The organism is Collinsella sp. AM36-4AA (assembly GCF_003467795.1).
Classification (GTDB): Bacteria; Actinomycetota; Coriobacteriia; order Coriobacteriales; family Coriobacteriaceae; genus Collinsella.
In genome coordinates, this window is record NZ_QSHS01000029.1 from 1 (window position 1) to 20,997 (window position 20,997).

At 59.8% G+C, this 20,997-nt stretch carries 16 protein-coding genes and 2 tRNA genes; 4 read left to right on the top strand and 14 right to left on the bottom strand.

The window, feature by feature from the left end; genetic code table 11:
- Positions 1-80 precede the first annotated feature (80 nt).
- The 12 genes from carB to rpsF all read right to left on the bottom strand — a co-directional run bounded on the left by carB (position 81) and on the right by rpsF (position 14,873).
- Complete coding sequence (gene carB / locus DW850_RS08685; RefSeq protein ID WP_117786840.1) at positions 81-3,395, bottom strand: carbamoyl-phosphate synthase large subunit; 3,315 nt, start codon at positions 3,393-3,395, stop codon at positions 81-83.
- 1 nt (position 3,396) lies between these two features.
- Entirely contained in the window at positions 3,397-4,836 is a 1,440-nt protein-coding gene (carA, locus tag DW850_RS08690; protein WP_117786841.1) for a glutamine-hydrolyzing carbamoyl-phosphate synthase small subunit, read from the bottom strand.
- 207 nt (positions 4,837-5,043) lie between these two features.
- Positions 5,044-6,009, bottom strand: a complete 966-nt coding sequence (locus DW850_RS08695; RefSeq protein WP_117786842.1) for a hypothetical protein — start codon at positions 6,007-6,009, stop codon at positions 5,044-5,046.
- A gap of 19 nt (positions 6,010-6,028) precedes the next feature.
- Entirely contained in the window at positions 6,029-7,801 is a 1,773-nt protein-coding gene (locus DW850_RS08700) for an ABC transporter ATP-binding protein (RefSeq protein WP_117759745.1), read from the bottom strand.
- A gap of 247 nt (positions 7,802-8,048) precedes the next feature.
- Positions 8,049-8,744: an NUDIX domain-containing protein gene (locus DW850_RS08705; RefSeq protein WP_199575665.1), complete on the bottom strand. Its 696-nt coding sequence runs from the start codon at positions 8,742-8,744 to the stop codon at positions 8,049-8,051.
- A gap of 21 nt (positions 8,745-8,765) precedes the next feature.
- Positions 8,766-10,070, bottom strand: a complete 1,305-nt coding sequence (gene purD / locus DW850_RS08710; protein ID WP_117786843.1) for a phosphoribosylamine--glycine ligase — start codon at positions 10,068-10,070, stop codon at positions 8,766-8,768.
- Positions 10,071-10,188: 118 nt separating this feature from the next.
- Complete coding sequence (locus tag DW850_RS08715) at positions 10,189-11,475, bottom strand: adenylosuccinate synthase (RefSeq protein WP_022094075.1); 1,287 nt, start codon at positions 11,473-11,475, stop codon at positions 10,189-10,191.
- 93 nt (positions 11,476-11,568) lie between these two features.
- The gene (gene dnaB, locus DW850_RS08720) at positions 11,569-12,966 is read right to left on the bottom strand and encodes a replicative DNA helicase (RefSeq protein ID WP_006235827.1); all 1,398 of its coding nucleotides are present in this window, start codon (positions 12,964-12,966) and stop codon (positions 11,569-11,571) included.
- A gap of 218 nt (positions 12,967-13,184) precedes the next feature.
- The gene (rplI, locus tag DW850_RS08725) at positions 13,185-13,724 is read right to left on the bottom strand and encodes a 50S ribosomal protein L9 (protein ID WP_022094073.1); all 540 of its coding nucleotides are present in this window, start codon (positions 13,722-13,724) and stop codon (positions 13,185-13,187) included.
- A gap of 15 nt (positions 13,725-13,739) precedes the next feature.
- Positions 13,740-14,006 (bottom strand): 30S ribosomal protein S18, encoded by a 267-nt coding sequence (gene rpsR, locus DW850_RS08730; RefSeq protein ID WP_006235829.1) that lies wholly within the window; start codon positions 14,004-14,006, stop codon positions 13,740-13,742.
- A 72-nt stretch (positions 14,007-14,078) separates the two neighbouring features.
- On the bottom strand, positions 14,079-14,531 hold the full coding sequence (locus tag DW850_RS08735) for a single-stranded DNA-binding protein (RefSeq protein ID WP_006235830.1): 453 nt from the start codon (positions 14,529-14,531) through the stop codon (positions 14,079-14,081).
- A 48-nt stretch (positions 14,532-14,579) separates the two neighbouring features.
- Positions 14,580-14,873, bottom strand: a complete 294-nt coding sequence (rpsF, locus tag DW850_RS08740) for a 30S ribosomal protein S6 (protein WP_006235831.1) — start codon at positions 14,871-14,873, stop codon at positions 14,580-14,582.
- Positions 14,874-15,378: 505 nt separating this feature from the next.
- Here rpsF and DW850_RS08745 point away from each other — a divergent pair.
- A tRNA-Ser gene (locus DW850_RS08745) sits at positions 15,379-15,469 on the top strand.
- Positions 15,470-15,517: 48 nt separating this feature from the next.
- Positions 15,518-15,608: transfer RNA gene (locus tag DW850_RS08750), tRNA-Ser, on the top strand.
- 191 nt (positions 15,609-15,799) lie between these two features.
- On the opposite strand, the gene DW850_RS08755 is transcribed toward DW850_RS08750, so the two are convergent.
- Positions 15,800-16,807 carry a hypothetical protein gene (locus tag DW850_RS08755; RefSeq protein ID WP_117786844.1) on the bottom strand — a complete coding sequence of 336 codons (1,008 nt, stop codon included), beginning with the start codon at positions 16,805-16,807 and terminating at the stop codon, positions 15,800-15,802.
- Positions 16,808-17,111: 304 nt separating this feature from the next.
- On the opposite strand from DW850_RS08755, the gene DW850_RS08760 reads away from it, so the two are divergent.
- On the top strand, positions 17,112-17,801 hold the full coding sequence (locus tag DW850_RS08760) for a trimeric intracellular cation channel family protein (RefSeq protein ID WP_233540651.1): 690 nt from the start codon (positions 17,112-17,114) through the stop codon (positions 17,799-17,801).
- 106 nt (positions 17,802-17,907) lie between these two features.
- The gene (locus tag DW850_RS08765) at positions 17,908-19,053 is read left to right on the top strand and encodes a polymer-forming cytoskeletal protein (protein ID WP_117786845.1); all 1,146 of its coding nucleotides are present in this window, start codon (positions 17,908-17,910) and stop codon (positions 19,051-19,053) included.
- 125 nt (positions 19,054-19,178) lie between these two features.
- On the opposite strand, the gene DW850_RS08770 is transcribed toward DW850_RS08765, so the two are convergent.
- Positions 19,179-20,978 (bottom strand): isopeptide-forming domain-containing fimbrial protein, encoded by a 1,800-nt coding sequence (locus DW850_RS08770; RefSeq protein WP_117786846.1) that lies wholly within the window; start codon positions 20,976-20,978, stop codon positions 19,179-19,181.
- Between the last annotated feature and the right edge of the window lie 19 nt (positions 20,979-20,997).

The following is a 20,997-nucleotide window of genomic DNA, read 5'->3' on the forward strand; positions in this document are numbered from 1 at the left end:
GTTTCCCACTGAGCGACTCTGCTTGCAGCCGGAGCGAAGGGGGAAACTCAGCCCCCTCCGCCCCGGCCGGCCAGTTCAACCTACACCGTATGCTGCGGCAGGTCCTGCAGGGCGATGACGTCCATGCCCATGTCGTTGGCGCTGCCGTGACCCTGCTGGTCCTCGCGCACGGCCTCGATGGCACTCACGTACGTGTTGGCCGCAGACATCGCCGTCACGCAGGTCACGCCGCGGCGCACGGCCTCGGTACGTAGCAGGTAGCCGTCGCCACGCGAACCCGGGCCGTACGGCGTGTTGATGATTACCGCAATCTTGCCATCGGCGATGAGGTCACCGATGTTGGGACGCTCGCCGTCGTGCGGGCCGCTAATCTTCTCCACGACCTCGCAGGTCACGTTGCCGCCGCGCAGCACGCGCGCCGTACCCTCGGTGGAGCAGATATCAAAGCCCAGGTAGCGAAGGATGCGCGCAACCGAAAGGATATGACGCTTGTCGCGGTCGCACACGCTAATGAACACCTTGCCGGCGCTCGGGTCGGGCAGCTTGTAGTCGATCGCCAGCTGCGTCTTGGCGTATGCCTCGGGATAGCTCTTGGCGATACCCATGACCTCGCCCGTCGACTTCATCTCGGGCCCCAGGATAACGTCGGCGCCCGGGAAACGGCCCCAGGGCATAACGGCTTCCTTCATGCAGAACCAGTCCAGCTGACGCTCATCGCTCGGCAGGCCCAAGCTCGCGATGGAATCGCCCGCCATGATACGCGCCGCGCACTTGGCCAGCGGCACGCCGGTGGCCTTGGAGATAAACGGCACGGTACGGCTGGCACGCGGGTTGGCCTCGATCACGTAGACGGTCTCGCCCTTGATGGCATACTGCACGTTGACCAGGCCGCGTACGCCCAGCGCCATCGCGATGCGGCGCGTGGTCTCGCGGAGCTTCGCCTGCAGGCTCTCGCTAAAGCTGAACGGCGGGATGCAGGTCGCAGAGTCGCCGGAGTGAATACCGGCCTCCTCAATATGCTCCAGGATGCCGCCGATGTAGACCTCTTCGCCGTCGCACAGGGCATCGACATCGGACTCAATCGCACCCTCCAGGAAGCGATCGAGGTACACCGGGTAGTCGGGGCTAATGCGCGCAGCCTCTGCCATGTAATCGCGCAGATGCTCGGCATCGTAGGCGATCATCATGCCGCGGCCGCCCAACACATAGCTCGGACGCACCAGAAGCGGATAGCCGATGTGCGCGGCCACGGCCTCGGCCTCCTCAAACGAGGTGGCCTGGCCCGCCGGCGGGTACATGATGCCCAGCTTGTCGAGCAGAGCGGCGAAGCGCTCGCGGTCCTCGGCAAAGTCGATGGCATCGGGCTTGGTGCCCATAATGTTCACGCCGCTCTCCTCGAGCATGCGCGCCAGCTTAAGCGGGGTCTGGCCACCGAGCGTCACCACGACGCCGTCGGGACGCTCAACATCGATGACATCCATGACGTCCTCGTAGGTGAGCGGCTCAAAGTACAAGCGGTCCGAGGTGTCGTAGTCAGTCGAGACGGTCTCGGGGTTGCAGTTGACCATGATGGTCTCAAAGCCGCGGGCCGCCAGCGCGTAGCTCGCGTGCACGCAGCAGTAATCGAACTCGATGCCCTGGCCGATACGGTTGGGGCCGGCGCCCAGGATCATCGCCTTGGGCTTGTCCGCCGGCGTGGTCTCGTCGGGAGCCACGCACTTTTTGGCGTCCGGGCTCGTGCGGTAGATGTTCTCGTACGTCTTGTAGTGGTACTCCGTGGCGCTCGAGAACTCCGCAGCGCAGGTATCGACCGTCTTCATGCTGGGAACCACGCCCAGACCCTTGCGATAGGCGCGCACAAAGCGCTCGTCCGAGCCGGTCAACGCGGCGATCTCGGCGTCGCTCGTACCATACTGCTTGAGCAGGCGCATCGCGTCGGCGTCGATATCCTCCACACGCAGGCCGCGGATGCTCTCCTGGACCTGCACCATGTCGTTGATGCGGTTGAGGTACCACGGATCGATACCGCAGATGGCGTGGATGCGGGCGATGTCCCAGCCACGGCGCAGGGCCTCGACCACAAAGAAGATGCGGTGCTCGGTCGGGGTTGCCACGGCCTGAGCGAGCTCATCGTCGCTCAGCTTGTCGGCACCCTCCTTGCCACCGGCACAAATGCCCTGATGCCCGTCCTCCAGTGAGCGCATGGCCTTGCCGAAGGCCTCCTCAAAGGTGCGGCCGATCGCCATAATCTCGCCCACGGCCTTCATGCGCGTGGTGAGCGTAGGATCAGTGCCCTTAAACTTCTCGAAGGCAAAGCGCGGCACCTTGACGACGCAGTAGTCGATTGTGGGCTCAAAGCAGGCGGGCGTTGCCTTGGTGATGTCGTTGACGATCTCGTCGAGCGTGTAGCCCACGGCCAGGCGAGCGGCGGCCTTGGCGATGGGGAAGCCCGTGGCCTTGGAGGCCAGTGCGGACGAACGGCTCACGCGCGGGTTCATCTCGATGACGATCAGACGGCCGGTCTGGGGGTTCACGGCAAACTGCACGTTGGAGCCGCCGGTCTCGACGCCGATCTTTTCCAAGATGGCGAGCGAGGCGACACGCATGCGCTGATACTCAAGGTCGGAGAGGGTCTGCGCCGGTGCCACCGTGATGGAGTCGCCGGTATGCACGCCCATGGGATCGAGGTTCTCGATGGAGCACACGATGATGCCGTTGCCGGCGTGGTCGCGCATGACCTCCATCTCGTACTCTTTCCAGCCCTCGATGGACTCCTCGACCAGCACCTCGTGGGCAGGCGAAAGCTCGAGGCCCTGGCTCACGATAGAGACGAGCTCCTCATGGGTATGCGCGATGCCGCCGCCGGCACCGCCGAGGGTAAAGCTCGGACGCAGCACGCAGGGATAGCCCACGCGCTCGGCGATGGCCTCGGCGTCAGCCACGCTATAGGCGTAGCCCGAGCGCGCGACCTCCAGGCCGATCTCGGCCATGGCCTCGTTAAAGAGCTTGCGGTCCTCGCCGTGCTCGATGGCGGCCAGGTCGCAACCGATCATCTCGACGCCGTACTTGTCGAGCGTGCCGTCCTTTGCCAGCTCGACGGCGGCGTTCAGACCGGTCTGGCCGCCCAGCGTGGGCAGCAGCGCGTCCGGGTGCTCTTTCTTGATCACGCGCTCGATAAACTCGGCGGTGATAGGCTCAACATAGGTGCGGTCAGCCAAGCCCGGGTCGGTCATGATGGTCGCCGGATTGGAGTTGACCAGGATGACCTCAAAGCCATCCTCCTTGAGCACCTTGCAGGCCTGGGCGCCGGAGTAGTCGAACTCGCAGGCCTGACCGATAACGATGGGGCCCGAACCAATAACGAGGATGCGCTTGATGTCAGTACGTTTAGGCATGTTAGTTCTCCTCGGTCGCAGCGTTCTCGGACTCGGCGAAATTCCAGCCGGCGAGGCGGTCCTTCGCGGTGTCGATGTCCAGGTAGTTCTCCTCGCCGTCCATGAGTCGCGTAAAGGCGGTAAAGAGATAGTGGGCATCGGTGGGGCCGGGCGAAGCCTCGGGGTGGTATTGGACCGAGAAGCACGGGGCGTCGAGCAGCTGGATGCCCTCGGCGGTGCCGTCGTTGAGGTTCACATGTGTCAGGCGAATGCGGCCAAAGCGCTCGTTCATCACGACCGGCGCGATACCGCGGCGCACCCAGGCGCGCAGGTCGCCATCGGCCGCATGCTCGGTTTCGCCGCCGGAAAGCTCCGGAATCAGTTTGCCCAGACTGGGGAACAGCAGGCCAAAGCCGTGGTTTTGCGCGGTGATCTCCACGCGACGGCTCACCAGATTCATAACCGGCTGGTTACCGCCACGGTGACCGAATTTAAGCTTTTCCATTTGGGCGCCGCAGGCCAAGCTGATCATCTGGTGACCTAGGCAAATACCAAAGACCGGCACCTTGCCGATCAGCTGCTGCACCTGCTCGTAGGTCTCCACCACGGCGTCGGGGTCGCCGGGGCCGTTGGACAAAAAGACGCCATCGGGATTCATCTCGAGCACCTGCTGGGCGGGAGTATCCCACGGCACGACGGTAAGGTCGCAGCCGGCGCGGACCAGCCCCTCCAGAATGCCGCGCTTCACACCGCAGTCGTAGGCGACCACTTTGTGACGGGCAGGAGCGGCAACCGCAAGCGCAAAGTCATGCGTGGCAGGCAGGTCGGCGGCCACAAACTCGTAAGGCGCGGGGCAACTTACGGTCTTGACCAGGTTCTCGCCTACCAGCGTGGGCGCTGCGGCCAGACGCTCGGCAAGCTCGTCGACGTCGAAGATCTCGGTCGAGATAATGCCCATTTTGGAACCATTGTCGCGCAGATGGCGCACCAGAGCGCGGGTGTCGACACCCTCGATAGCGACGATGCCGTGAGCGCGCAGGTACTCCGGCACGCTGACGGCCGAGCGCCAGTTAGAAGGCGTGGCGCACATGTCGCGAACGATCATGCCGCGCATAGCCGGAGCGCTCGCAGGGCGCACGGCGTCGCCAGGGAAGGCCGACTGGACATCGGTCTCGTCGATACCGTAATTGCCGATCTGCGGATAGGTCATGGTTACAATTTGGCCGGCATAACTCGGGTCGGTCATGACCTCAAAGTAGCCCTCGAGCGAGGTGTTGAAGCAGACTTCGCCGGTCGCGGTGCCCTCGGCGCCGCATGCACGTCCATAAAAAATGGTCCCATCCTCAAGATACAGGATACAGGGACCGCAGGTGCCCTTGCTGGTTTTGGCCAGCATATGCTGGCAAAGCTCGCTGGGCGCGAAGGTGCGGGCGGCAGCGCCCGCGGTATGGTTGTTCGCCATAATTCTCCTTCCCGGTCTCACAGGACCGGCTTAAAGGTGTGTAGTTAGGCCTCGCGGTATTGTAACCGCAAGCATGCCTCATGGCGTTAATTTCATCAAATTGTTTACGAAATGATAATTATGACTTTCTATGCATAATGATTATTTAATCCCCGTCCCAGAAAAATCATCCCGCGGGGCTTGTGGCTCACGCGGGATGATGGCGTCTTACTTTTTCTTGTCCTGTTCCAGCAGATCGGACGGTGAGCGATCGGGCTTGCCGCCGCGGAAAATCTCGCGGCCATGCAGACGATGCTCCAGGTCACGTTCGGCCTTTTCCTCGTCAATCTTGGTCTGGCTCACCACCGGGTCCTCGATCAGCGACGAAACCGAGTTCACCTGTTTTTGAATGCGCTCGGCAATGGTGTCGTCCATACTCACGATGCGCATCTTCCAGTCGATATTCGTGGCGTTGGATGAGCTCTTGGTCCACACAAACGTCAAAATGGCGCTCTGATGACCCCGCGCGGGGAACATGCCAAAAAAGGAATCGTGCTGAATGTTGCTATCCTCGTCGATATAGGCGTGAACGTTATACACCACGCGGTCAATCTTGTCGTTGAGCAGGGCGTTGGTCGCAAGCGCCGCGGCCTGGATCTGCCCGTTGGACAGCAGCTCGAGCTCATTGGCAGACGACGTGTCCAACACCGTCACCTCAACCGTGCCCGTACGCTCATCGGCTTCATCGACGGTAAAGTCGAGCGGGAACTGCGTAAAGCCGTTGCCCCACTCGAGGCCGCCCTTCAGCGCCGTCGAAACGGTATCGACCGAAACGCTCTCGGACAGGTTGGCGGTATTCAGACGGCGCATCACGCCGTAGCCGATCTGCATGCCCACGATCAGCACCAAAATACCAATGACTACGGCCATCGCGGTCTTCGTAATGGTATGGCTCACCTGCGAGCCCGAAGGATCGTCCTCGGACAGCGGGTCGATATGTTTTGCCTGGCTCGCGCGGTCCTCGCTGCGCAGCTGCGCTAGCGCCGCTTTGTCACCGCGCTTGGCCGCAGCCTCCTTCTCACGCATGCGCTCGGTGCGCTTTTTGGCAAGCGTGGGATCCAAGACACCGGATGCATCGATTTCGGAGAATAACTCCGTCACTTCTTCCGGAGTCAAAGGGTTCTTGTCAGCCATAAACTTCCTGTCATATCAATCAGTCGAGCTCGTGCGCACGCGCACCTTCGAACTGCATTCGATAGTAACGGGCATAAGTGCCGCCACGGGCGAGAAGCTCCTCGTGCGTGCCACGCTCCACAACGCGACCATGCTCAACGGTCGCGATCTCATCGGCATGCTTAATGGTCGAAAGACGGTGGGCGATGATAATCGTGGTGCGGCCGCGTGCCAGCTCTTCGAGCGACTCCTGCACCGCCTCCTCGCTCTCGTTATCCAAAGCACTCGTCGCCTCATCCAAAATAAGGATCTTGGGGTTCTTGAGAAACACGCGCGCGATGGCAACACGCTGCTTCTGTCCGCCCGAAAGACGGCTGCCGCGCTCGCCCACGACCGTGTCATAGCCCTGTGGAAGCGACTCGATAAAGGCATCGATGTTGGCGCGACGGGCGGCCTCGGCGATCTCTTCAGCCGTAGCGCCCGGCTTGCCATAGGCGATGTTCTCGCCAATCGTACCGTCAAATAGATAGACATCCTGCTGCACCAGGCCGATGGCGCGGCGCAGGCTCTGCTGCGTCACATCGCGCACGTCCTGGCCGTCGATGCTAATGGATCCGGCAGCCACGTCATAAAAGCGCGGCAGCAGCGAACAGGTCGTGGACTTGCCACCGCCCGAAGGACCAACCAAAGCGATGGTCTGCCCGGGCTTGATGGACAGATTCATATGGTCGATAACGGGACGCTCTTCGGCATCGCCCTCGCCCAGCTCAACGTCCTCGTAGTTAAAGCACACGTCGTGATAATCCACGGCGCCGGCGGTCACCTGCAGATCCGTGGCGCCCGGCTTGTCCTGGATATCCGGCGCGGTCGAGAGTACCTCGTCCATGCGCTTAAAGCCGGCGATGGCCTTCTGATACGTTTCGGCCGAATTGACGAGTGTCTCGAGCGGCGTGCAGAACAGCGAAATATAGAGCGCAAAGGTCGCCATATCGACCGCCTGCAGCTGTCCCTGGGCGACCAGCCAGCCGCCCAGCAGTACCACGATCACATAGAGCACACCCGAGAGCAGGCCATACGTCGCAGTATAGACGCCCATGGCGTGATACATGTTCTCCTTGGACGAAAGATAGCGATTGTTGGAGGCGCGGAACTTGAAGCGTTCGGTCTCCTCATTGGCAAAGCTCTTGACCACGCGCATGCCCGCCAGCGAATCCTGCAGCTGCGCATTGATGCCGCTGATCTTTTTGCGGCTGTCGCTAAAGACCTCGCGCATGCGCATGTTCTGCCAAAACATGATGACCGCAAATGCTGCTGTCACCACAGCCATGGCAAGCGCCAGCACCGGGGCGATGGTAAAGAGGATCACAAACGAGCCGATAATCTCGATGCCGCAGATGATGATCCACTCGGGCACGTGATGCGCCGCCTCGCAGATATCGAACAGGTCGTTGACCACGCGGCTCATCATGTCGCCCGAGCTGTTGCGGTCGAAGTACGCAAAGCTGAAGCGCTCATACTGGTCGAACAGGTCCTCGCGCATCTTGGACTCCATGCGCGCGCCCATCACGTGGCCCCAATAGCTCACAAAATAGCGGCAGGCGCAGCGGACGGCATACATCAGCACCAAGCCCACCGCAATCATGCCGAGCGCCTGCATAATGACAGCCTGACCCTGAGTAAAGAGCCCACCGGTCAAATTGCGCAGAATAATAGGAAACGCAAGGTCAATGGCAGCAAGCACCAGAGCGCAAACAGTATCGGCAACAAAAAGCCCCATCTGGGGCTCGTAATACGAGAGAAACCTTTTAAACATGCAATCCTCGAAGAGAAATAAATAGCGTGAGAAATCCGGTTGAACCGGTCAGGCTGAAAACAAAGCGTCCCAACAAGCATAACGCCGATGTTCTGGCAGCGTCAGCGAAAACGTCCCTAAGCGAGCAAGGTGCCTTGAAAGAGGAGCGACGCGTACTTCGGTACGCGAGCGACGATTGAAAGGCAGATTGCCGCTTAGGGGCGTTTGCAGCGTCGACTCGTTACGCGGTTTGGTAAAACCGCGTAACCTAGAGCTCGGCCCCGCCCAAGCGGTGCGCGATGCTATCGCAGGCCAAGGCGCCCACGACGGTCTTGGCGTCTTCGATCTTGCCGTCGAGCACGGCGTCGATCAGCTCGTGCAGCGGCACCAGGTCCACGTTGACAAACTCGTCATCATCGGGGTTGGGCGCATCAAACTCGAGCTTGGTAGCCAAGTAGACGTGGATGATCTCATCGCAAAAACCACAGGACGTGACAATCGACGTCAAAAAGCGAATACGACCAGCCCTAAAGCCCGTCTCCTCATGCAGTTCGCGCTTGGCGCAATCGAGCGGGTCCTCGCCTGGATCGAGCTTGCCGGCGGGAATCTCGACCGTCACGCGGTCGATGGCGGTGCGGTACTGACGCACCAGTACGATCTTGCCACTCTCGGTCAGCGCCACAACGGCCGCCGCACCCGGATGGCGAACGATATCGCGGGCGCTGCGGCGACCGTTGGGCAGCTCAACCTCAAGACGGTGGACATCGAGGATCTTGCCCTTCCAGGCACACTCCTCCGAAAGAATCTTCTCGTGCAGCTCGACATCGTGCGGGTCGTCGTCGCCCAACACCAGCGCCGGCTCGTCAGCGACCTCGCCACCAGGCTCGCCCTCGGCGTGCCCATACATGCGGCTGTCCTCTTCAACGATCTGCGCATCCACGAGCTCTTCGTTCTTCTCGTCCATCCGTCTCATTCCTCTCGGATTTTAGGCATCCCAGGCGTCGCGGCCGCGCAGCGCGCGCAGGCCGATGTCGTGGCGCAGGGTCTTGCCTTCAAAATCAATCTTCTCGCAGGCCTCGTAGGCAAGGTTGCGAGCGTTCTCGAACGTGTCACCCAGAGCGGTTACGGCAAGCACGCGGCCGCCGTTGGTCACGAGCTGGCCATCCACCACGGCGGTGCCCGCGTGGTACACGGTCACGTTCTCCATGGCCTCGGCATCCTCAATACCAGTGATGACCTTGCCCTTCTCGTAGCTGCCGGGATAGCCCGCGCTCGTCAGGACAACGGCCACGGCCCACTCGTCACGCCAGTCGAGCTCAATCTGATCGAGCTCGCAGTTGGCGCAGGCGAGCATGACCTCAACCAGGTCGTTCTTAAGGCGCGGCAGCACGACCTGCGTCTCGGGGTCGCCAAAGCGGGCATTGAACTCCAGCACCTTGGGGCCGGCAGGCGTGAGCATAAAGCCGCCATACAGGCAGCCGCGGTAGTCGATGCCCTCGGCAGCAAGCTCGGCAACGGTCTGCTCCATGACCGCCACCATGGTGGCGTGCTCCTCGTCGGTCACGATGGGCACCGGGCTGTAGACGCCCATGCCGCCGGTGTTGGGGCCCTTGTCGCCCTCGAGGGCGCGCTTGTGGTCCTGCGAGGTGGCCATGGGGCGCACGGTCTTGCCGTCGGTAAAGGCGAGCAGTGAGCACTCGGGACCAACGAGCATCTCCTCGATAACCACGGTGTTGCCGGCATCGCCAAAGGTGCCGCCAAAGCACTCGCGCACGGCCTCCTCGGCCTGCTCAAGTTCGGTCGCCACGATAACGCCCTTGCCCGCGGCAAGGCCGTCGGCCTTCACGACCAGCGGAGCGCCCTGCTCGCGCACGTAGGCGAGAGCCGAAGCCTCGTCGGTAAACGAACCATAGGCTGCCGTCGGAATGCCCGCACGCTCCATGAGCTGCTTGGAGAACAGCTTGGAGCCCTCCATCTGGGCGCCCTCGGCACCCGGGCCAAAGCAGGGAATACCCGCCGCGCGCACGGCGTCGGCCACGCCCGCCACGAGCGGAGCCTCGGGACCAATTACCACGAGTCCGCATCCGTGGCTCTGCGCAAACGCCGCCACGGCCGCAGGATCGCAGTCGTCGAGAACAACGTTCTCGCCGCAGCTCGCGGTGCCGCCGTTGCCCGGCGCGATGTAGAGCTTGCCGGCGCGCGGTGATGCTGCGAGCTTAGCTGCCAAAGCATGCTCACGGCCGCCGCTGCCCAACAACAGGATGTCGATGGTTTGAGTGTCCGCCTTCAAGGGTGCCTCCTCTATGGATGAATGGCCCGCTCCGCACGAGCCCTTTGCAAGCAAATATACCCCTCGGCCGCCCGTCCGGGCTGCAAAGGGGTATATCGCAATAACCAAATAGTCCCGATTACTTCCAGAATCGGTTGATGATCTGCTCGCGACCAGCGCCAACGCCAATAAACGTCACGCGGGTGTGTGCCAGATCCTCGATAAACGCCACGTAGTCCTGAGCCTCCTGCGGCAGCTCATCAAAGCTGCGGCAACCGGTGATGTCGCACTTCCAGCCGGGGAGCTCCTCGTAGATGGGCTTGGCATGCTCAAAGCGCACCTGATGCTCGGGCACGCTGGTGTAGCGCTCGCCATCGACGTCGTAGGCCACGCACACCTTGATGGTGTCGAAAGCCGAAAGCACGTCAAGCTTGGTCACGGCGATGTCGGTGAGGCCGTTGACGCGCGAGGCATAGTTGGCGATAGGGCCGTCAAACCAGCCGCAACGACGACGGCGACCGGTGGTCACGCCGTACTCATAGCCCTCCTCGGTCAGCGTGTGGCCGGCCTCGGACTCATAGGAAAGCTCGGTGGGCATGGGGCCCGAACCGACGCGGGTGATGTAGGCCTTCATGACGCCCAGCACGCGGTCGACGTTCTTCATGCCCACGCCGGAACCGGTGATGGCGCCGCCGGCGGTGCAGTTAGAAGACGTCACGTACGGATAGGTGCCGTGGTCGATGTCGAGCAGCGTCGCCTGGGCGCCCTCAAACAGCAGGTCCTTGCCCTCATCGATCATGTTGTTGAGCAGCAGGCTCGTCTCGGTGATGTAGGGGCGCAGGCGCTCGGCCATCGGCAGGTACTCGTCGCAAATCTGGTCCACGGTGTAGGTGGGCAGGTTGTAGATGAGCTCGAGCTCAGGGTTCACGCGGGCGAGAGCGGTCTCCAGCTTGTCGCGGAACAGTGCCTCGTCCAGCATGTCCTGCATGCGCAGGCCGATGCGGGCCATCTTGTCCTGATAGCACGGACCGATACCGCGCTTGGTGGTACCGATGTTCTTCTTGCCGAGCTTCTGCTCAAAGGCGCCATCCAGATCGATGTGGTACGGCATGATGACATGCGCGTTGCCGCTAATCTTGAGGTTCTTGGTGGTGATGCCGTCGGCCTCGAACATGTCGATCTCCTCAAGGACAACCTTGGGGTTGACGACGCAGCCGTTACCGATCACCGACACGTGGTCGGAATACATGATGCCGGAGGGCACCTGGTGCAGGCCGTACTTCTTGCCGTTGACGACGATGGTGTGACCGGCGTTGTTGCCGCCCGAGTAGCGCACGACGGCATCGAAGTCGCCGGCGACCAGGTCGCAGATCTTACCCTTGCCCTCATCGCCCCACTGGGCACCGACCAAAACGGTTGACGGCATGTTTACTCCTTACATTCATGGACTGTCTACGCGCCACGCCGGCACGCAGAAGCACAAAACATTCCCAGTATACCCGTGCAACGGGCGCCTGTCCTACTCCTCGGCATGTGCCCCATCAAGCTCATAGAACTTGGTGGATGCCGGCAGGAACATCAGGTCGACGTCGCCGATCGGGCCCGAACGGTTCTTGGCCACGACGATACGCGTAACGCCCTCGTCGGGTCGATCGTCGCGCGAGGCTTCGGCCTCGTCGGCGGAGCGGTCCAAGAACATAACGATATCGGCGTCCTGCTCGATGGAGCCCGATTCACGAAGGTCGGAAAGCTGCGGGCGCTTGCCGGTACGGGATTCGACCTGACGCGAGAGCTGCGACAGCGCGATGAGCGGGATCTTGAGTTCCTTGGCCATGATCTTCAGACCACGCGACATCTCGGAGACCTCGACGGTACGGCTCTCGGAGCGGCGTCCCGGCGGAGGACTCACCAGCTGCAGGTAGTCCAGGATGATGATGGCCTTCTCCTTGTTGTGGAGCATGCGGCGGCTCTTGGCGCGAATCTCGGTCACTGTGGTGCCGGGCGTATCGTCAATCAGAATATCGAGCTTGGACAAGGTCTGCGTGGCCTCGTTGATATTGGCCCACTGCTCGGGGCTAATGCGGCCCATGCGGAAGTCACTGATCGAAATCATGGCGTAGGCGCAAATCAGACGCTGGGCAATTTCCTTGCCCGACATCTCCAGCGAGAAGAAGCCGACGGTATAACCGGCCGCGGCAGCGTTGAGCGCCAGATTCAGGGCGAACGACGTCTTACCCACAGCAGGGCGGGCGCCGATGATGATGAGCTGGCCCTCGCGAAAACCCATGAGCATGCGGTCGAGCGACGGGAAGCCCGTGGGCACGCCCGCAGCCTGGCCGCCTGCCTGGCACACTTCCTCGGCCTCGTTATAGGCCTCGACCATAAACTCGGTCAGCGTCTTGTAGCTCGACTTGACCTCGCGCGCCGTGACCTTGAGCAACTTGCTCTCGGCCAGCTCCACGACCTCTTTGGTATCGGTGGGAGCGTTATAGGCCAGCGCGTTGATCTCGTTGGTGGCGCCGATCAGCTCACGCAGCATCGAATCGCGGCGAACGATAGCGGCATGGTGCTGCCAGTTGACGAGCGACAGGGTCTGACCCATCAACTCCAAAATGTAGGCCTCGCCGCCCACGGCATCAAGCTTGTTGATGCTTCGCAGGTAATCGATCAGCGAGATGGAGTCGATGGGAATGCGGCTGTTGTACATATCGACCATCGCGGTATAGATGGTCTTATGAATGGGCCGGTAGAAGTCATCGGGCTGCAGCTCGACCTGGGCCTCTTCGACCACCTCGGGCGATAGCAGCATAGCGGCCAGTACATTGGCCTCTGCATCTTGGTTTTGGGGAAGACCCAACTTGGAGCCGCGGTCCTCAACCGTCAGCCCGGTCTCCCTATCGTCATATGCCATGAGCATCCTCATTCATATCGCTTGCGAGCATCCATAGTATCAGCCACGGTCCCAAAACGCGCCGCGCGCCGCCAATCATCACCGAACCAAACGGATGAACGGTCCTGTATATAGGACTTCGACGCAACGTTCACCATGACACTCACTCAGCGCAAAAAACAAAAGGGCGCCCTGGTTTCCCAGAGCGCCCTTCTTAGAACAAGATTGTTGCGTTGCAGCAAATGCTACTCGGCAGCAGCCTCAGTCTCGACCTCGGCGGTCTCGGCCTCGGCGACCTCAGCGGCCTCCTCGACCTCAGCCTCGGCAGCGAGCTCCTCGGCGGTAACGCCGACGAGAACGACAACCTCGGCCTTGATCTCGCGGTACAGCGAGATGGCAACGGTGTGGGCACCGGCAACCTTGATGGGCTTACCGAGCTCGACGCGCTTGCGGTCGATGTCCATACCGAGCTGAGCCTTGATGGCGTCAGCGATCATAGCGGCGGTAACGGAGCCAAAGAGGATGCCCTCGTCGCCGACCTTGACGTCAACGGTGACCGTCTTGCCCTCGAAGGCAGCCTTGGTCTCGTTGGCGGTAGCCAGACGGACGGCCTCGCGCTTGGCGATGTTGTTGCGACGCTCGTCAAGCTGCTTGAGGTTGCCCTTGGTGGCGGCAACAGCGAGCTTCTTGGGGAACAGGAAGTTCTCAGCGTAACCCTGAGCGACCTCTACGACGTCACCCTCGCCGCCCTTGCCCTTGATCTCATCGAGAAGAATAACCTTCATGATGCGTCTCCCTTCTTAGCCGCGGTCGCGGTTGCCACGAGAGGAAACCACGGGGACGGTGTACGGCAGGAGAGCCATCTCGCGGGCGCGCTTGATGGCGTTGGCGATGTCATGCTGATGCTGCGTGCAAGCGCCAGTGACGCGACGGGGCTTAATCTTGCCACGGTCGGTCATGTACTTACGGAGAAGCTGAGTGTCCTTATAGTCGATGAACTCAGTGTTCTCCTTGCAGAACTGGCAGTACTTACGACGCGGCTGACGTGCAGAAAAATCATTAGCCATGTCAAAATACCTTTCGTTTGGCAACTTCGGCGAACCGAAGCCGCCTCTCACTCAAAAATAGGTGAACAACCCTTAGAACGGGATGTCCTCATCGTAGACGTCGACCGCGGGCGGCGTAGCCACCGGTGCGGCAGGACGTGCTGCGGGCGCGGGAGCTGCGGGGGCGTAACCGCCCTGGTCGTAGCCACCCTGGCCACCACGGGAGCTCATAAACTCGATCTCATCGACGATGACCTCAAGCTTGCTCCGGCGCTGGCCGTCGCGCTCCCAAGAGCTGTAGCGCAGCTTGCCCTCGATCGCGACCTTGTTTCCCTTTGCCAGGAAACGGCTCACGGCCTCGGCGCGGGTGCCGAACATGGTGCAGTCGACAAAGTTGGGATAGTCCTCCCACTCGCCAGTCTGCGCGTTGCGGCGACGATCGTTCACGGCGACGCCAAAGGACAGAACCTGGGTTCCGCCGGCGGTGGCGCGCAGCTCGGGATCGCGGGTGAGGTTACCGGTGATGTTCACTCGATTGATGCTCATAACTCACTACTTCCTCTTGGGGCACAAGCCCAGTCCAAAACGACAGTCTTACTCCTGGTCGTCGCGACGGACGATCATGTGGCGGACCACAGCGTCGGTGATGCGCAGGACGCGATCAAGCTCGGCGATCTGGGTAGGATCTGCGTGGAAGTTGATGAGGGTGTAGTCACCATCGGTGAGGTCGTTGATCTCGTAGGCGAGCTTGCGCTTGCCCCACTCGTCAACGGAGTCGACCTTGCCAGCGCCCTCAGCGATCGTGGTATCGATACGCTTCATAACAGCGAGACGAGTCTCGGGGTCGAGCGACGGGTCAACAAAGAACAGCAGTTCATAAGCCTTCATATTGTCACCTCCTCTGGGCAAATGTGGCTTCAGGTCGTGAAGGTGCGCCTGAAGCAGGAAAAGACTTGGTAATAATATCTTTCAATCTCCTAGGCTGCAAGAATATGCAGCTACAACCTCATGACCTCCACATATGTCCATGCTCACACGGCACTTCATGCGCATTCCAACCAAATGCTGACCAAATGCTTGACGGATCTGTGTTCAAGATACGGTGCCGTGGGGACAAGCTGAGCCAAGCCGCAGGTCAGCGGGCACAAGGCTGTGGTCGCAAAATGCATACCAGTGGCCCACAGCACCACCCAAAGATTTTTAAATTCATTGCCAAGTCGCTTATGAATACCCTTTTTTGAACAATTGAGTTGATCAACCACGCTGGTCGGAAGCCGTTTTTTGGGACCTCAAGCCCCACTGCAGCGCCAAGCACGGCCAAGCGTTTTAAAAAATGCCAACTTTTCTGTTTGCACTTTGCGATTCCTCGTGTATACTGACTTTCGCATTTAACGGAGAGTTGTCCGAGTGGCCGAAGGAGCACGATTGGAAATCGTGTAGGCGTCAAAAGCGTCTCCAGGGTTCAAATCCCTGACTCTCCGCCAGTTAATTCCAAAGCAGGCCTTCGAGCCTGCTTTGTTTTTACCCCACGCGGAGGGGTGGCAGAGTGGTTGAATGCGGCGGTCTCGAAAACCGTTTGGCCTGTATAAGGTCACGAGGGTTCGAATCCCTCCTCCTCCGCCATTTTGGTTGAGAAAGCTCCCGAAAACGGGGGCTTTTTTTGTTTAGAGTCCCTTACGAGCAAATACGGCGGAGGAGGAGGGATTCGAACCTGCCCCTCCCTCAAAAACATGTACGTCACCCTCCAAAACCGACATTTTTCGACATCTCTGGAGGCTGACGTACACGTTTGGATTGAGCTCACGGGAGCGGCACTATTCGGAAGGTGCCTCTTCGTCTCGCATGCTTTTCCAGTTGCGGATAAGTGCCTTGCGTAGTTCGTTTTGTTTTCTCTGGTACCCGGTGTCGGTACAGCGAGGCATGCCGAGTGCTTCGCGAATGTTGTTCATGGCGCGGTGAAAGGCGAGCTGGCTGCCGAACTGAGCCGAAGTGAGCGTAACGATTCGATATCCCATTTGGGAGAGAACGGCCTCTCGCTCCGCATCTGCTCCCTTGCGCTCGAGCTCATCGTGAAAACCGCCCTTATATTCGATACCGAGCTCCCTGCGCTTATAGGTCACGAGCGCATCGATTTTGAGTGTTCGAGCTTTGGCGCAATGCCAGAGACGTTGAGGGATCTCGAGCGGTTTGTTGAGTTCGATACCTCTAATGCCAACGCCGCCTTCGCTTGTTGGGAGCGAGAGGGCAATTGCCGAAGCGGTCTCCATAGGCGAGGCCGAGTGATCGTAGATGTGCCTGAGCGCGAGCCGTGCACGTGTGGCACCGGGTTTGCCGGGGTGCCGATCGAGCAGTTCGGTTATTTCATCCTTGGAGGTGGTGGCTGGTTGCTCGGTATAAGGGTCGGCGGGATTGAGCCTCATGCGATAATCGCCGCAAACTTCATAGCCATATTCGAGATATTCGATCCTATCCATCCACTCGGCAGCGAGCACGAAGGTGAAGGCTTCGTCGGTGATAAAGACTCCGGGCGTCAACTCGTTAATATGCTCGTAGGGAAGATTTTGTCCAAGCATGTGGCAAATGACGCCTTTGGTGCGAATTCGCTCGAACTCGAATACAACCGAGATATCGATAGTCTTGAGCATATCGGACGGAATGCCGCAGTCGGTAAGCGCCTGTCGTATGCGCACAACGCGTTGTTGGGTGGAAATGCCTTGTGCGCCTATCTGGTAGTCGTGCCGCGCAAGAGACTGAACCAAATTCTGGGGTGCATGATGGACAAGCCATGCAGTTTTATGCGAAATGAGAACAGGGGTATCCATTGAGGGCCTCTCGCTCTGAGCCGGTATCCAACTCTTATGTCCGTTGAAGTGGGGAAATATACCGGATGTGAGTAAATCAACTCACTCATGCTGTGAGCTCAATCCAAACATGTACGTCAGCCTTCAAAGATGTCGGAAAATGTCGTTTTTGGAGCGTGACGTACATGTTCTGGACCCCTGGCATTCCAGCAACGCCACGCCCCCACCCAGTCCCGACCGTTTGCCGAGCAATAGGGTCGCAATCGGCGCCGAACATGTACTATGTACGGGCATTGTCTAAACCAACAACCCAAAGGACCCCATCTTGCCCGTTGCCGCCGCTATGATCGTTACCGCACACGCCTCGGATGCCATGGTTGCCATCCCGTTTTGGCTCGAGATGTTCGCCGTCGTCGCGGCATCGATCTCGGGCGTGTTGGTTGCGCGCGAGCACAAGCTCGACCTGGTGGGCGCGGTCGCGCTCGCGGTGGTCTGCGGTCTGGGCGGCGGTCTCTTGCGCGACATGACGCTGCAGGTGGGCAACGTCTACATCCTCAACCAGCCAATGGCGCTGCCGCTTTCCATTGCCACGGCAGCCATCATCTACATTTTCCCGGCAATCGTCGACAAGCCCGAAAAACTCATCCCCTTGCTCGACATCATCTCGGTCGGCATCTATGCGGCAACCGGCGCAGACAAGGCGCTGGTCTACGGCTTTGCGCCCGTCGTTTGCATCATGATGGGCTTCTTCACCGCAGTAGGTGGCGGCATGCTGCGCGACGGCTTTATGGGCGTGGTTCCGGGCATTTTCCAACGCACTAACTTTTATGCCATCGCGGCCATCGCCGGATCGACAAGCTATGTGTGTCTCGTTATGAGCGGCATCATGAGCAATGTCGCCGCGCTGATCGTATGCGTTGTCGTGACCATGGGTCTGCGCTGGCTCTCGCTGCGCTTTGACATCAAAAGCCCCACCGAAGAAGACATCGCGCACTTTTTACATCGCAAAAAGTAGATAGCACGGCACGACCCTTCGAAATGCAACCGAGAGGTTCTTTTAGAGCGCTCGCACGTTGGGTACCCTGTTAGATATATGCCAAGTATCTAACGAAGGATTCACTATGCCTTGCAACCTAGAACCGTCGACCAAGCGCCACAAAGCGCAGGCCCGCATCGCCCTCCTATTCGTACTGATTGCGCTTGCGCTGACCGTACTTCCCACGGCGTCGTTCGCCGGCACGGACACGGCAGGCAACGTACTTGCAACCGACAACGACTCTAATCCGTCCGGTGTCGAGGGCGACCTGTATTGGGCCGGTCAGAGTCTCGAACTGGACGATGTCTCCATCGACCGCGATATCATCGCCGCGGGCGATACCCTCTCGATTCGCGACTGCACGGTGGGCGGCGCCGTCCGCTTGGCGGCGCGCACCATCGACATTGCCAAGACTACGGTTGATGGCAGCGTGACCGTTGCCGGCCAGCATGTCGTTCTCAATTCCGACAGCGCCGCCAACTGTTTTTACGCGATGGGCGAGACGGTTGCCCTGCGCGGCTCTACCAAGTCGGCAGCGCTTGCGGGCGACACGGTGACCATCGATGGCACCGTCGAGGGCGATGTCGAGGTTTGGGCCGACAAACTCATCCTGGGCAAGAACGCCCGCATCACCGGCACCGTGAACGCGCACGTCTCCGAGGACCCCGAGCGTGCCGCGGGAGCCGAGGTCGGTGCCCTCAAGATCGACCGCACCGAGAACGAAGATACTTCCACCGTTAACGATGTCATCGGCGGTATCGTCGCCGCGGCACTCTCGACCTGCTTTGTCGCTCTGCTGCTCGAGCTCGTCTTTCCGCGTGCGACTGTCAGCGCCGCCGGTATGCTCCACCAGTGCCCCATGCCCCTGTGGGTGAGCGGTCTTCTGGGTACGATTGCTGTCGTCCCCGCCGTCCTACTGCTAATTATCTCTATCGCTGGTCTGTCGCTTGCCGGAGCCCTCATGTGCGGTGTTATTGGCATCGCGCTGGTGTCGAGTGCCTTTGCAGGGTGCGCGATCGCGCGCATGGTCGGACACAGCCAGAACCGCTACGCCATGGCAGCCGCTGGTGGCATCGCCGCGGGTGCGCTTACGGCAATCCCCCTCGTAGGCGATTTCATCAGCGGCATGGCCTTCGTCTTTACACTCGGCTACGTCATCCAAATCATCTGGCGCAACGCCCACCCCAAGCCGCAGCAGCCGGCTAATACGCCGGAACTCCCCACCGCTTAGCCAACAACCACCACAAAGGGGACAGGCACCTTTGCGGTGGTTGCGCAAACGAAGCGGGGCACCCGATCACATTCGACCGGGTGCCCCGCTTTTCCATGTCTCTAGTTGATATTCGAAACGAACGATTACTCCTCAGAGCCCTCGTCACGCCTACGGCTGCGGATAAGATGCGTCACGCCAATGCACAGCACCGCGCCACCAGCAATCCAGGTGAACGTCACGCCGTTGAGACCGGTGAGCGGGAGGTTGATCTGCTTGGTATCGCCAACGGTGATGTTGAAGGTGCCGTCGGCATTCTTCTCCGATTTGTCCTTCTTCGTCAGCTTGTTGTCGCCAGACTTTTCGTCGGTGAGGCCAGCGATGACCTTGTCGTTCTGACCCTTGCTATCAAGCCTTCCCTCAAGCTTTGTCAGCTTGTAGCCCTGGTGGCCCTCATCATTAATTGTCGGATCAATCGTAAATTCGAAAGACGAAACCGCGGTATAGCCATTGGGGGCTTCTTCCTCGGTAACGGTATAGGTGCCGGCATCAAGACCGGTGAGGCGAATTGAGCCATCATCACCTGTCTCATGAACGACTTTGTCATCGCTCAACGTGCCGTTCGTCGCGACATATTTCGCAGTCGTTTTCCCCTCATCGCCCGTGGTCGTAATGGTGAACTTGGCGCCGGAGAGCGCCTTCTCGGTACCCAGGTCGACCTTGTTGATCCTGAGGCCGTAGGTGTAATCCTTGACCGTATCGGGCGCCGAAGTGCCAGTGCCACCTGACATGGGGTTGTTGGAGTACGTGAGCGTGACGGTGTTGGGGTTGCCACCCAGCTCGCCGTTGGCCCCCGCAATTACTGCATTTGCGTTGAGCTTCGCCCTGTAGAAGACAACAATCGTGGTGTTGGCATCTACGCCCTTAACGTCCTTGAGGCCTTTATCGGTTCCATCAACCTTGAACTCAACCGTAAGAGTGTTCTTATTGCTGGTATCAGGTTTCGTTACATGGTAATTGCTCTTATCGATTAGGGTGTAGGTAGAACCGTTCAGCGCATACACCTCAACCGATTCGTCATCGTAATCAAGGCCGTTGGAAAGCACATCCGTGAACTTGTACGCATACTTATCGAAAGTGGCATAGTTGCTTGCAACAGTGCCGGCGAGCCTGTAGTTCACCATCTGGCCGATCTGGGAATCGGCAACGTCTTTCCAATCACCCTCGGGCACTTTCTTGAGGTCTTTCGCCACCTTGCTATCATCAAGAATCTTCTTCTCGACCGTGGGGACGCTCTTCTTGGGCTCCGGTTTTACTTCTTCACCACCGACGACAGTGAAGATCGGCGAGGTATAGGCGTCATCGCTTCCATCTGCTCCAGGGGTTTTACCGACCGACTGTGTTTCAAAGAGCCAGTAGCCCGCACCAATGCCCTCGAATGTTCCCGCAGTACTGCTCTTTGGATTAGTCCACTTCTCGCCATCAAGCGCCCTGGCGATTCTGTCAAGCGTCGTACCCGCATTCAGTTTGGTAGTCTGGTCGGTACCATCCACATAGTCACCCGCAGTTTTAGTATTAATCCATTCTGCCCACGTCTGTGCGTTATCACCCTCCGGCTTGCCGTCACCTTCAGTAAACGCGCCTATAACGGCGGCCTTCACATCATCCGATGCCCACGTAATATCGGACAGCGTCTTCTCATCGGTAGAGTCCCAAACATCGGCGCTTGTCTGATCCTGCGTAACCGTAGCGGAGAAAATCTTGATGCCCTTAAAGGTCGTACCCTCGTAGCCGCCATCTTCAATCGTCACATTACCGCTCGTCGTAGCCACAGGCGTACCCGCTGCAAACGCCATACCCACTGGCGTCACTACTCCGCCGAAGCTCAGCGCTGCTGTGAGGCCGGCGGTTACTGCCAGGCGTGCGATGTTCTTGGTTATCTTCATGTTTGGTCCTCTTTCTTGG

Bases quoted from the DNA above. Each gene is read 5' to 3' on its own strand.
- carB (WP_117786840.1), bottom strand. From the start codon at position 3,395: ATGCCTAAACGTACTGACATCAAGCGCATCCTCGTTATTGGTTCGGGC.
- carA (WP_117786841.1), bottom strand. From the start codon at position 4,836: ATGGCGAACAACCATACCGCGGGCGCTGCCGCCCGCACCTTCGCGCCC.
- DW850_RS08695 (WP_117786842.1), bottom strand. From the start codon at position 6,009: ATGGCTGACAAGAACCCTTTGACTCCGGAAGAAGTGACGGAGTTATTC.
- DW850_RS08700 (WP_117759745.1), bottom strand. From the start codon at position 7,801: ATGTTTAAAAGGTTTCTCTCGTATTACGAGCCCCAGATGGGGCTTTTT.
- DW850_RS08705 (WP_199575665.1), bottom strand. From the start codon at position 8,744: ATGGACGAGAAGAACGAAGAGCTCGTGGATGCGCAGATCGTTGAAGAG.
- DW850_RS08715 (WP_022094075.1), bottom strand. From the start codon at position 11,475: ATGCCGTCAACCGTTTTGGTCGGTGCCCAGTGGGGCGATGAGGGCAAG.
- dnaB (WP_006235827.1), bottom strand. From the start codon at position 12,966: ATGCTCATGGCATATGACGATAGGGAGACCGGGCTGACGGTTGAGGAC.
- rplI (WP_022094073.1), bottom strand. From the start codon at position 13,724: ATGAAGGTTATTCTTCTCGATGAGATCAAGGGCAAGGGCGGCGAGGGT.
- rpsR (WP_006235829.1), bottom strand. From the start codon at position 14,006: ATGGCTAATGATTTTTCTGCACGTCAGCCGCGTCGTAAGTACTGCCAG.
- DW850_RS08735 (WP_006235830.1), bottom strand. From the start codon at position 14,531: ATGAGCATCAATCGAGTGAACATCACCGGTAACCTCACCCGCGATCCC.
- rpsF (WP_006235831.1), bottom strand. From the start codon at position 14,873: ATGAAGGCTTATGAACTGCTGTTCTTTGTTGACCCGTCGCTCGACCCC.
- DW850_RS08755 (WP_117786844.1), bottom strand. From the start codon at position 16,807: ATGGATACCCCTGTTCTCATTTCGCATAAAACTGCATGGCTTGTCCAT.
- DW850_RS08765 (WP_117786845.1), top strand. From the start codon at position 17,908: ATGCCTTGCAACCTAGAACCGTCGACCAAGCGCCACAAAGCGCAGGCC.
- DW850_RS08770 (WP_117786846.1), bottom strand. From the start codon at position 20,978: ATGAAGATAACCAAGAACATCGCACGCCTGGCAGTAACCGCCGGCCTC.